The 11802-nt window shown below is 60.8% G+C and carries 9 protein-coding genes; 7 read left to right on the top strand and 2 right to left on the bottom strand.

What is annotated here, in order from left to right:
- The first annotated feature begins 140 nt into the window (after positions 1-140).
- The 3 genes from ACWIKB_RS11460 to ACWIKB_RS11450 all read left to right on the top strand — a co-directional run bounded on the left by ACWIKB_RS11460 (position 141) and on the right by ACWIKB_RS11450 (position 5110).
- Positions 141-1499: a TolC family outer membrane protein gene (locus ACWIKB_RS11460; protein WP_475266883.1), complete on the top strand. Its 1359-nt coding sequence runs from the start codon at positions 141-143 to the stop codon at positions 1497-1499.
- 74 nt (positions 1500-1573) lie between these two features.
- Positions 1574-3733 (top strand): type I secretion system permease/ATPase, encoded by a 2160-nt coding sequence (locus ACWIKB_RS11455; RefSeq protein ID WP_475266882.1) that lies wholly within the window; start codon positions 1574-1576, stop codon positions 3731-3733.
- A gap of 9 nt (positions 3734-3742) precedes the next feature.
- Positions 3743-5110: an HlyD family type I secretion periplasmic adaptor subunit gene (locus tag ACWIKB_RS11450; RefSeq protein WP_475266880.1), complete on the top strand. Its 1368-nt coding sequence runs from the start codon at positions 3743-3745 to the stop codon at positions 5108-5110.
- A gap of 139 nt (positions 5111-5249) precedes the next feature.
- Here the strand turns inward: ACWIKB_RS11450 and ACWIKB_RS11445 are convergent, their stop codons facing one another.
- Positions 5250-5846 carry a tRNA-uridine aminocarboxypropyltransferase gene (locus ACWIKB_RS11445; protein ID WP_475266879.1) on the bottom strand — a complete coding sequence of 199 codons (597 nt, stop codon included), beginning with the start codon at positions 5844-5846 and terminating at the stop codon, positions 5250-5252.
- A gap of 4 nt (positions 5847-5850) precedes the next feature.
- On the bottom strand, positions 5851-6744 hold the full coding sequence (locus ACWIKB_RS11440; RefSeq protein ID WP_007945995.1) for a LysR family transcriptional regulator: 894 nt from the start codon (positions 6742-6744) through the stop codon (positions 5851-5853).
- A 356-nt stretch (positions 6745-7100) separates the two neighbouring features.
- Between ACWIKB_RS11440 and speB the strand changes: the two genes are divergently transcribed.
- The 4 genes from speB to ACWIKB_RS11420 all read left to right on the top strand — a co-directional run bounded on the left by speB (position 7101) and on the right by ACWIKB_RS11420 (position 11598).
- On the top strand, positions 7101-8051 hold the full coding sequence (gene speB / locus ACWIKB_RS11435) for an agmatinase (protein ID WP_054049162.1): 951 nt from the start codon (positions 7101-7103) through the stop codon (positions 8049-8051).
- A 9-nt stretch (positions 8052-8060) separates the two neighbouring features.
- On the top strand, positions 8061-8483 hold the full coding sequence (locus ACWIKB_RS11430; protein ID WP_054049160.1) for a YybH family protein: 423 nt from the start codon (positions 8061-8063) through the stop codon (positions 8481-8483).
- 54 nt (positions 8484-8537) lie between these two features.
- Complete coding sequence (locus ACWIKB_RS11425; RefSeq protein WP_475266877.1) at positions 8538-10055, top strand: purine-cytosine permease family protein; 1518 nt, start codon at positions 8538-8540, stop codon at positions 10053-10055.
- Between the two features lie 163 nt (positions 10056-10218).
- Positions 10219-11598 carry a sodium:solute symporter family protein gene (locus ACWIKB_RS11420; RefSeq protein WP_475266874.1) on the top strand — a complete coding sequence of 460 codons (1380 nt, stop codon included), beginning with the start codon at positions 10219-10221 and terminating at the stop codon, positions 11596-11598.
- The last annotated feature ends 204 nt before the right edge of the window (positions 11599-11802 follow it).

Below are 11802 nucleotides of genomic sequence, written 5' to 3'. Positions count from 1 at the left end.
ACCCTTATGAGAAATACTTCTTAGGTTTTCCCCAGAATGTTCTTAGCTCTGTTGTTACAAGAGTGAAACGGTTTCACCTAAAAATATCGTCAAGTATTTGACGACAGCTAAGCACCATCAGGAACCAGGGAGAAGTACCCATGCGCCTTTTAACCCCCCTCTGCAGCGCGGTTTTGCTGGCCATGGCCTGCACTTCTCAGGCTCAGGCCATGTCATTGACCGAAGCGATCCAAAGCACCATCGCGACGCACCCCGAACTTGCATCGCGCGTGGACGCGCGCCTGTCGGCAGATGAACAAGTGAAAGTCGCCAAAGGGGGCTTCTATCCATCGGTGGATTTGAACGCCGCATACGGGCGCGGCTACAGCGATAACACCAACACCCGAGCCTTCGGCAATCACCACACCGAAATCCTCAATTACACCCAGTCGGAATTGCGTCTGCGGCAAATGCTGTTTGACGGGTTCAACACCGCCAATGAGGTCGAGCGCACCAAAGGCGTGTCCAACTCCCGGGCTTATTACGCTCAGGGCACCGCCCAGGATCTGGCCTTGCGCACCATCGAGGTCTACCTCGAAGTGCTCAAGCGCCGTGAACTGGTGACGCTGGCCACCAACAACCTGCAAGCCCACATGCGGGTCAACGACCAGATCGGCCTGCGTACCCAGCGCGGTGTCGGCAGCAACGCCGACTCCGATCAGTCCACCGCTCGCCGGGCACTGGCGCAGAACAACCTGGACACTGCCGAGGTAGACCTGGCCGACGCCGAGTCGAATTTCTACAGCGTCGTCGGGCGCATCCCCGATGAACTCGAAGCACCGCCGTCGACTCGTGGGGAGTTGCCGACCAGCCTGCCGGAAGCCCAGCAGAGCATGGTGGAAAACAACCCATACCTGAAATCCGCCCAGGCTGATGTGCAATCGGCCGAGAGCCAGTACGAAGTCGCCAAGTCGCCGTTCTACCCACGCTTCGACGCCGAAGCCGCGGTGGGCGCGAACAACAACGTGCAGGGCGATGAAGGCCACGACAACGAATGGCGCGTCGGCGTGATCATGAACTACAACCTGTTCCGCGGCGGCAGCGACAAGGCACGCCTGGCTTCCGATGCGCACCAGATCAACCAGGCGATGGACATCCGCAACAACGCCCTGCGCCAGCTCAACGAAAACATTCACCTGGCCTGGAACGCCATGGTCAATGCAAAGAAACAAACCCCGACGGCGCGTGAATACGCCGAAACCACCAAACGCGTGCGGGCGGCCTATCAGGATCAGTTCGGCCTCGGCCAACGGACCCTGCTCGACTTGCTCGACAGTGAAAACGAGCTCTACAACGCCAACCGCCGCTACACCGAAGTGCGCTACACCGAGGAGTACTCGATGTACCGCGTGCTGGCGAACATGGGTCAGTTGTTGAGCAAACAACGGGTGGTGCTGCCCGCCGATGCGGTCGCCTCCTCGGAAGTGAAAAACGAAGCACGCTTGCCTGAACTGAAGTAACCCCCGCATAGGAGCCTTCGGCAGCTCCTACGTCGGGAGATGTGTTGTTACCTATGCCAACAGGAGCGATCAATTTGACCAGCATGGAACCCGGCAACAGTGGTGTCGATCCGCGCCTGAGCTTCGATGACCCGCTTCTGGACGGTCTGCTGATCCTCTGCAAACTGCATGGCGCGGCGGTCAGCCGTGCCAGCCTGAGTGCCGGCCTGCCCCTGAACAAGCAACGCATGAGCCTGGACCTGCTGCCCCGCGCCGCCGCCCGGGCAAGTTTGCAGGCACGTTTGCTACGCCGGGACCTGGCGGATATTTCCGCCCTCAACCTGCCGGTTTTACTGATCCTCAACAATGGCCGCACCGCCGTGCTGCGGCGCTTTGGCGATGACGGTCAGTTGCTGATTCTGCCCAGCGAAGCCGAGGGCGGTGAACAATGGGTCAGCCGTGAAGAGCTGACCGCCAATTACAGCGGCCAGGCATTATTCGCCCGGCCGCGCCATGAACTCGAAGACCTGCGCTCGCCACTCGTACCGCGCGTCGAAGCGTGGTTCCGCGACACGCTGAAACTATCGAAATGGCTGTACAGCGATGCGATCCTCGCGAGTTTCCTGATCAACCTGCTGGGGCTGATGGTGCCCTTGTTCGTGATGCAGACCTACGACCGGGTGGTGCCGAACCAGGCCACTTCGACCTTGTGGGTGTTGGCCATCGGCTTGCTGATCGGCACCGGGTTCGAGCTAGTCCTGCGGGTGGTCCGCGCGCACTTGCTGGACACCGCCGGCAAGAAAACCGACGTGATCCTTTCCGCGACCCTGTTCGAACGCATCACCGGCATGGCGATGAAAGCCCGGCCGGCAACCATCGGCGGTTTCGCCCAGAGCATCCATGACTTCCAGGGCCTGCGCGAATTTCTCACCGCCGTAACCCTGACCAGCCTGATCGACCTGCCCTTCGCCGTGCTGATGCTGGTGGTGATCGGCCTGCTCGGCGGCTGGCTGGTGGTGATTCCGTTGCTGGCGTTCCCGATCACGATCATTTTCGCGATGGTGATTCAGGTACGTCTGCGCGACACCGTGCAAAAAAGCCTGAGCCTCGGCGCCGAACGCCAGGCACTGCTGATAGAAACCCTCGGCGGCCTGGAAACCCTCAAGGCGTGCAGCGCCGAAAGCGAGCGCCAGCACAAATGGGAAAGCACCCATGGCGCCCTCACCCGCCTCGACAGCCATGCGCGCAACCTCTCGGCCCTGGCCACCAACGGCACGTTGTTCATCCAGCAATTCTCCGGCATGGCGACCATCGTCGCCGGGGTCTACAGCATCATCGCCGGCAACCTCAGCGTCGGCGCCTTGGTGGCGACCTACATGCTCGGCAGCCGGGTGCTCGCGCCGCTGGGGCAGATCGCCGGGTTGATCACTCGCTACCAGCAAGCGCAATTGACCATGCGCAGCACCGATGCGCTGATGTCGTTGCCGCAAGAACGCGATCCCAAACAACGGCCACTGGAGCGCACGCAACTGCAAGGCGCGATGGACGTCAGCGGCGTGACTTTCCACTACAACGGCCAGAACGCGCCGGCGTTGGCCAACATCAGCTTCAGCGTCAAACCTGGCGAACGGATCGGCATCATCGGTCGCAGCGGTTCGGGCAAAAGCACCCTCGCGCGGCTGGTGATGGGTTTCTACGCGCCGGAAGAAGGCCAGTTGCTGCTCGACGGCCTGGACCTGCGGCAACTCGACGTCGCCGACCTGCGCCAACAGATCGGTTATGTCGCCCATGACCTGCCGCTGTTGGCCGGCAGCCTGCGCGACAACCTGACCCTCGGCGCCCGTTATGTCAGCGACTCGCGGATGCTCGAAGTGGCGGAATTGACCGGCGTCACCGAACTCGCGCGCCAACACCCCCAAGGCTTCGATCGGCCCGTGGGTGAACGCGGACAACTGCTGTCGGGCGGTCAACGCCAAGCCGTGTTGCTCGCTCGGGCCTTGTTGCTCGACCCGCCGATCATGCTGCTCGACGAACCCACCAGCGCCATGGATAACAGCAGCGAAGACGTTCTGCGGCAAAAACTCCATAGCTGGGTCCAGGGCAAAACCTTGCTGCTGGTGACCCACCGCACCTCGATGCTCAGCCTGGTGGATCGGCTGGTGGTGCTGGACAACGGACGGATCGTCGCCGACGGTCCGAAAGAAGCGGTCATCGATGCACTGCGCAAGGGCCGTGTCGGCTCTGCGGCTGTCTAGGAGTTGCCCATGGCTCGTTCATCGTCCGATGTCTCAAAGGATCGCGGCTACTTCGGCAGCTTCAGCAAAAGTGCGGAAAGCGAATACATGCCGGAAACCGCCGGCGCCGCGTTGCAGGATTCTCCGCGCCTGTCGCGGATCACCGTGTGGTTGGCGGCGGGACTGCTGATTTCGGCGCTGGTCTGGGCCAAGTTCGCAGTGCTGCAGGAAGTCACCATGGGCGAAGGCAAGGCAATTCCGTCGAGCAAGGTCCAGGTGATCCAGAACCTGGAGGGCGGCATCGTCTCCGAGATTTTCGTCCGCGAAGGGCAAATGGTGAACAAGGGCGACACCCTGCTGCGCCTGGATGACACGCGGTTTCTGTCGAACAAGGGCGAAAGCGAGGCGGATCGCTATGCGTTGACCGCGAAGGTCGAGCGCTTGTCGGCCGAAGCTGAGGGGCGGCCGTTCAAGCTGTCAGAAGAGGTGATCGCCAAAGCGCCGCAAGTGGCCGAAGACGAACGCTCTCTGTACGAACAACGGCAACGGCGTCTGGCCAGTGAACAACGGACGCTGACTGAGCAACTTCATCAAAAAAGCCAGGAACTGGCGGAGTTCCGCTCGAAACAGGGGCAATTCAGTTCGAGCCTGGCGTTGCTGCAACAAGAGATGAACATGTCCGCGCCACTGGTGGGCACCGGGGCGGTGTCGCCGGTGGAAATCCTGCGGCTTAAACGCAGCGCGGTGGAGATTCGCGGTTCGTTGAATGCGACGACGTTGGCAATTCCTCGGGCGGAATCGGCGATCAACGAGATCAAAAGCAAGATCGACGAATCGGAACAGTCCTTCCGTTCCGATGCGGCCAAAGAGCTGAATGAAAAACGTACCGACCTGTCGAAAATCACCGCATCGAGCATTGCCATCGACGACCGCGTGACCCGCACCACAGTGGTATCGCCGGTGCACGGGATCATCAAGGTGTTGAAGGTCAACACCATCGGCGGCGTGGTTCAGCCCGGCAGCGACATGGTGGAAATCGTGCCGCTGGAGGACAACCTGCTGATCGAAGCCAAGGTGCGGCCGCAGGACGTGGCGTTTCTGCATCCCGGCCAGAAAGCCATGGTCAAGTTCAGCGCTTATGACTACACGATTTACGGCGGGCTGAGCGCCAAGCTGGAGTTGATCGGCGCGGACACTATTACCGATGACAAGGGCAACAGCTTCTATCTGATCCAGGTCAGGACCGATAAGAACCACTTGGGCGGGGATGTGAAACCGTTGCTGATTATTCCGGGGATGGTGGCGACGGTGGACATTATTACCGGGGAGAAAAGCGTGCTGGATTACCTGCTGAAACCGGTGTTGAAGGCGCGGACAGAAGCGATGCGGGAACGGTAATTCCTGGCGGAACTTGCTGTGATTGTTCCGCCGCCATCGCGAGCAAGCTCGCTCCCACATTTTGATCGCGTTCCTCCTGGGGAAATGCGATCCCCTGTGGGAGCGAGCTTGCTCGCGATGAGGCCCTCACTGCCGCCGACTATTTCGGCCCATGATTACGCTGAAAAACCTCCTCCCCCATCGCCGCAATCTGCCCCTCGATCAACGCCTCGAACGGCTTCAACAGCGGCTCGAACGTGGTCGGCGCCTCCAGGGTCTGCAACGCCTGCACAATCGCCTCCACCGTCGACAACGCGCCCGGCCCCGGTGCCTTGCGCAATCGATACCGCGACACACCGCCATCTACCAACGTCACCCGGGGCAACGCCGCCAGCAACGGATTGAGGTGCAGCATCTTGCGCGCCTTGCGCCAGGTGCCGTCCGGGACCACCAGCAGCAAGGGTTCATCGGTTGAGGTGTAAGCCTGCAACGGCTGTGCATCCTCAGCAGGAAACAGCAACCGCGCCTGATAACCCGGCCGGTTCAACAACGCCGGTAAATCCTCAAACACTTCGCCCACGATCAACTCGGCATTCTTCAGCCCCAATGCCGCCAGCCGCGCGGTGTTCAGCGCATGGCTCACTTCACTGGGATGCTGCAACAGCAACACCCGGGTGCGGCTGTCGAGGCTCGGGATCAGTGGGCACAGGCAATGGGTTTGCGGGCGCAGGCAGCGTGGACATTGGATTCTGGACATAGTCTTAAGCCTGGTTGAGCTGTGCTTTGAGCAAATCGCGGAAGGTCTGGATCAGCGGTTCGCGGCTGCGACCACGGCGCACGATCATCGAGAACGGCGCCTGATAACCGAACGTTGCCGGCAGCAACACCCGCAGATCGCCCTTGTCGGCCCAGGCCTGGGCGTAGTGCTCCGGCAGGTAGCCGATGTAGGCGCCGGACAGCACCAGGATCAGTTGCGCTTCCATACTTTCCACGGTGGCGGCGCTGTGTTTGAAACCGTGACGCGCCAGTTCCGCCTGGCTCCAGTAGCCGCGACCGACCATCCGCTGCTGGGTGATCACTTGCTCGGGGATGCGCCGCTCTGTGAACAGCGGATGGCGGCTGCTGCAATACAACCAGTGCTGTTCGCGGTACAGCGGCATGTAGACCAGTCCGCTCATGCGCGTGGAAAACGCACCGATGGCCAGGTCGAGGCGATTGTCTTGCACGCCGAGTTGCAGTTCATACGGGCTCATCACCGACAGGTGCAAATGCACCGCCGGGTGTTCCTGGCTGTAAGCGCCGATGGCTTCGGCGAAGGGCAAGGCCTTGTCGCTGACGGTGGAGTCGATGACCCCCAGGTTCAGGGTGCCGCGCAGTTCGCCCTTGAGCGCTGCCGCGTACTGTTCGAAGCCTTCGAGTTCGCCCAACAGCCGCAGGGTTTCCTGATGGAACAACTCACCCTTGCTGGTCAGGCTAAAACCGCCGCGACCACGATGACAGAGCACCAGGCCCAACGCCGCTTCGAGCTGGCTCATGTAAGTGCTGATGGCCGAGGTCGAGAGGTTGAGCTCTTGCTGGGCGTTGGCAAACCCCTGATGGCGGACCACGCTGACGAAGATGCGCAATAGTTTCAGGTCGGGTAAAGCGTTGGCCATGGGGTTCTCCGATTACAAGGTCATGCATGTTGCTTTTGTGGCGAGGGAGCTTGCTCCCGCTGGGCTGCGCAGCAGTCGTAAACCTGACAGCGCGGGCAGCCTGACACAATGAGGTGACTGGTTTTGGGGCAGCTTCGCAGCCCAGCGGGAGCAAGCTCCCTCGCCACAAGGGTTCTATGATCGCCGCTGAGTCTATCTCTGCTCCCGCCATTAGTTTAGAAAAATCTGAACTAAGTATTTGCCCGTAGCGATTCTTCTCGCTCACTACATTTCGCATGATCGGCCCACAGCGGTGCCCGCACCTTCCGTGAACGGCGCACTGACATAAATAAAACAACGACGATGAGGCCATACCTGTGGACAAGATTCTTCACCAACCACTGGGCGGCAACGAAATGCCGCGCTTCGGCGGCATCGCCACCATGATGCGACTCCCCCATTTGACTACCGCTGCCGGCCTGGACGCTGCCTTCATTGGCGTGCCGCTGGACATCGGCACCTCCCTGCGCCCTGGCACCCGTTTCGGACCTCGCGAAATCCGCGCTGAATCGGTGATGATCCGCCCATACAACATGGCAACCGGCGCTGCACCGTTCGATTCGCTGTCGGTCGCCGACATCGGTGACGTGGCGATCAACACGTTCAACCTGCTGGACGCCGTGCGGATCATTGAAGAGTCCTACCACAGCATCCTCGAACACGATGTGATCCCGCTGACCCTGGGCGGCGACCACACCATCACCCTGCCGATCCTGCGTGCCATCCATAAAAAGCACGGCAAGGTCGGCCTGGTGCACATCGACGCCCACGCCGATGTGAACGATCACATGTTCGGCGAGAAAATCGCCCACGGCACCACCTTCCGTCGCGCCGTTGAAGAAGGCCTGCTGGACCCGGACCGCGTGGTGCAAATTGGCCTGCGCGCTCAGGGCTACACCTCCGAAGACTTCAACTGGAGCCGCAAACAAGGCTTCCGTGTGGTTCAAGCCGAAGAGTGCTGGCACAAATCCCTGGCGCCACTGATGGCCGAAGTTCGCGAAAAAGTCGGCGGCGGTCCGGTGTACTTGAGTTTCGACATCGATGGCATCGATCCGGCCTGGGCACCTGGCACCGGCACCCCGGAAATCGGTGGTCTGACGACCATTCAGGCGATTGAAATCGTACGTGGCTGCCAAGGCCTCGACCTGGTCGGTTGCGATCTGGTAGAAGTCTCGCCCGCTTATGACACCACCGGCAACACCTCGCTGCTGGCCGCCAACCTGCTGTACGAAATGCTCTGCGTACTGCCTGGCGTGGCCCACCGCTGAGGATTGGTCATGAACGAACGCGATCAGGTTTTGAAAGCCGCCGCCGATCTGGTGACTGCTTTTGCCCGTAACGATCGCGAAGCCTACTTCGGCGCCTTCAGCGCCGATGCCAGCTTCGTGTTCTACACCCTCGAACAGCCCCTGCTGTCGCGCGATGCCTATCAGGCGTTGTGGGACAACTGGCGCGCCGAGGATGGCTTCGAAGTGCTGTCGTGCACGTCGAGCAACGCCTTTGTCAGCCTGCAAGGTGACGTGGCGATTTTCATCCATGACGTGGCCACCGAGCTGCGCATGCAAGGGGAGCAACACTTCAGCCAGGAGCGCGAGACGATTGTTTTCAAGAAACAAGCGTCTGGCCAAGAACAACAAGGCCTATGGCTGGCCTGCCATGAACATTTGTCCGCAATGCCGGAAGGGCTGCCATCCCCTTAGCCAAACAGGTGACGCTCACACACGATGAGCGCGCCTTTATGATCGGAGCTGATCATGAATAACAACAACAAAGACAAAGACCAAAGCCTTACGCAAATTGAAACCTACGGGGTCGAACAGATCCCGGACAGCGAACGCACCGCAGGCCCCACGGACTTGTTCCGGATGATCTTCGGCGGTTCCAACACCTTTGCCACCGCCGTGCTCGGCAGTTTCCCGGTGCTGTTCGGTCTATCCTTCCAGGCCGGTGTCTGGGCGATTGTGCTGGGCGTGTTGCTGGGTTCGCTGATCCTCGCGCCGATGGGCCTGTTCGGCCCGATCAACGGCACCAACAACGCCGTGTCCTCCGGTGCACACTTCGGTGTTCACGGACGGATCGTCGGTTCGTTCCTGTCGCTGCTGACCGCCATCGCCTTCTTCTCGCTCTCGGTGTGGAGTTCGGGTGATGCGCTGATCGGTGGCGCCAAACGCCTGATCGGCTTACCGGAAACCGACCTGACCCTGGGCCTGGCCTACGGTCTGTTCGCAATCCTGGTGCTGACCGTTTGCATCTACGGCTTCCGCTTCCTGCTGTGGGTCAACAAGATCGCGGTGTGGAGCGCCAGCCTGTTGTTCCTGCTGGGCATCTTTGCCTTCGCCGGGCCTTTCGATGTGAACTACGCCGGCACCGTGAGCATGGGGCAACCAGGGTTCTGGGCTGCATTCATCGGCGCTGCTTTGGTGGCGATGAGCAACCCGATTTCCTTCGGTGCGTTCCTCGGTGACTGGTCGCGCTACATCCCGCGCGACACACCAAAAGGCCGGATCATGGCGGCGGTGGTGATCTCGCAGATTGCGACCTTCATCCCGTTCCTGTTCGGCCTGGCCACCGCGACCATCGTGGCGATCAAGGCACCGGACTACATCGCTGCCAACAACTACGTTGGCGGTCTGCTGGCAGTGTCGCCGAGCTGGTTCTTCCTGCCGGTGTGCCTGATTGCGGTGATCGGCGGCATGTCCACCGGCACCACCTCGCTGTATGGCACCGGGCTGGACATGTCCAGCGTGTTCCCTCGGGTGCTGTCGCGGGTGAAGGCGACGCTGTTGATTGGCGTGATGTCGATTGCCTTCATCTTCATCGGGCGCTTTGCGGCGAACCTGGTGCAGAGCGTGTCGACCTTCGCCGTGCTGATCATCACCTGCACCACCCCATGGATGGTGATCATGATCATCGGCCTGGTGGTACGTCGCGGCTTCTACTGCCCGGATGACCTGCAAGTGTTCACCCGTGGCGAGAAAGGTGGCCGCTACTGGTTCACCCACGGCTGGAACTGGCGTGGCCTGGGTGCCTGGATCCCGAGTGCACTGGTAGGTCTGTGCTTCGTGAACCTGCCGGGGCAGTTTGTCGGTGTGCTGGGCAATTTGGCCGGCGGTATCGACATCAGCCTGCCGGTGACGTTGGGCCTGGCGTCGCTGGTGTACCTGACATTGCTGAGCCTGTTCCCGGAACCACGGGAAGTGTTTGGGCCGCAGGATGCGCGTAGCAAGGGCACCAACACCGTCGCAAAGCCTGAACTCCGTCAGCCCGCCTGACACAGATCCACCTGTGGGAGCGGGCTTGCTCGCGAAGACGGCGGCACATCCAACATCGATGTGACTGAAAAACCGCATTCGCGAGCAAGCCCGCTCCCACAGAGAGCAGCCCCACAGAACACCTTTGTTTCACCATAAAAAAGACAATCGGAGACACGCCATCATGGCACTGGATTTATTCGTCGTACTCATCTACGCCGCCGCGATGCTGATACTCGGCTACTACGGCATGCGCAAAGCCAAAACCAACGAAGACTTTTTGGTCGCCGGTCGTAACCTCGGCCCGAGCCTGTACATGGGCACCATGGCCGCCACCGTGCTGGGCGGTGCGTCCACCGTCGGCACCGTGCGTTTGGGCTACGTGCATGGCATCTCCGGTTTCTGGCTGTGCGCCGCACTGGGTTGCGGGATCGTGGCGCTGAACCTGTTCCTCGCCAAACCGCTGCTGAAACTGAAGATCTACACCGTTACCCAGGTCCTGGAAAAACGCTACAACCCGATGGCCCGCTCGGCGAGTGCGGTGATCATGCTGGCGTACGCGCTGATGATCGGCGTGGTCTCGATCCTGGCAATCGGCACCGTGCTGCAGGTGCTGTTCGGTCTGCCGTTCTGGGTTTCGGTACTGCTCGGCGGTGGCGTGGTGGTGATCTACTCGGCCATCGGCGGCATGTGGTCGCTGACCCTGACCGACATCGTCCAGTTCGTGATCAAGACCGTGGGCCTGATGTTCATCCTGTTGCCGATTTGCATGTATCGCGTCGGCGGTTGGGATGAGTTGGTGTTGAAACTGCCGGCGAGCGCCTTCAGCTTCACCACCATCGGTTGGGACACGATCATCACCTACTTCATGATCTACTTCTTCGGCATCCTGATTGGCCAGGACATCTGGCAGCGTGTGTTCACCGTCAAGAGCGCCAAAGTGGCTCAGGTCGCCGGTACATTCGCAGGCTTCTACTGCATCCTTTACGGACTGGCCTGCGCCCTGATCGGCATGGCCGCTCATGTGCTGATCCCGGACCTGGACAACGTCAACAACGCCTTCGCCGCCATCGTTAAGCTGTCCCTGCCGGACGGTATCCGTGGCCTGGTGATCGCTGCAGCCCTGGCTGCGATGATGTCCACCGCCAGTGCCGGCCTGCTCGCCGCTGCCACCACCCTGACCGAAGACCTGCTGCCGAAACTGCGTGGCGGTAAACAGTCGAGCCTTGGCATGAACCGCCTGTTTACGCTGTTGACCGGCATCGTCGTACTCGGCATCGCTCTGGTCGTGAATGACGTGATCAGCGCCTTGACCCTGGCGTACAACCTGCTGGTAGGCGGCATGCTGATCCCGTTGATCGGTGCAATTTTCTGGAAACGCGCAACCACCGCCGGCGCCATCGCCAGCATGGGCATGGGCTTCGCCACCGCGCTGGTGTTCATGTTCAAGGATGGTCTGGACTCCAACACGCCGATCTACTACAGCTTGGGCGTGGGTCTGGTGAGTTTTGTGCTGGTGAGTCTGATGTCGCGTCGCCCGGCAGTGGTGGCGAGCGCGATCTAAGCTTTCTATAAAGAACTGATGCTTTCTTCGACGGGTGTGGCACGGGCGTGTCCTCCCTTATTTCATGCGCCGCGTTGCGCCTAAAAGCGAGCCAGGCAAGGCGCAGTCCGTAGGTAAGGGTCGTTTCCTTGCCAAGGACTGCAACGCAGCCTGGCTCGCTTTTAGGCACAACCCGGAGGGCCGGAGCTGATTTCGTGGGGGGCG

The sequence above is a fragment of the Pseudomonas sp. 5Vm1k genome, from assembly GCF_056161485.1.
Note: the sequence above shows the minus strand (reverse complement) of the source record. Positions and strands in the feature narration are given on the sequence as shown.

What these genes read in the sequence shown, in the direction of transcription:
- ACWIKB_RS11460 (WP_475266883.1), top strand. Translation starts at nt 141, where the DNA reads ATGCGCCTTTTAACCCCCCTCTGCAGCGCGGTTTTGCTGGCCATGGCC.
- ACWIKB_RS11450 (WP_475266880.1), top strand. Translation starts at nt 3,743, where the DNA reads ATGGCTCGTTCATCGTCCGATGTCTCAAAGGATCGCGGCTACTTCGGC.
- ACWIKB_RS11445 (WP_475266879.1), bottom strand. Translation starts at nt 5,846, where the DNA reads ATGTCCAGAATCCAATGTCCACGCTGCCTGCGCCCGCAAACCCATTGC.
- ACWIKB_RS11440 (WP_007945995.1), bottom strand. Translation starts at nt 6,744, where the DNA reads ATGGCCAACGCTTTACCCGACCTGAAACTATTGCGCATCTTCGTCAGC.
- ACWIKB_RS11430 (WP_054049160.1), top strand. Translation starts at nt 8,061, where the DNA reads ATGAACGAACGCGATCAGGTTTTGAAAGCCGCCGCCGATCTGGTGACT.
- ACWIKB_RS11425 (WP_475266877.1), top strand. Translation starts at nt 8,538, where the DNA reads ATGAATAACAACAACAAAGACAAAGACCAAAGCCTTACGCAAATTGAA.
- ACWIKB_RS11420 (WP_475266874.1), top strand. Translation starts at nt 10,219, where the DNA reads ATGGCACTGGATTTATTCGTCGTACTCATCTACGCCGCCGCGATGCTG.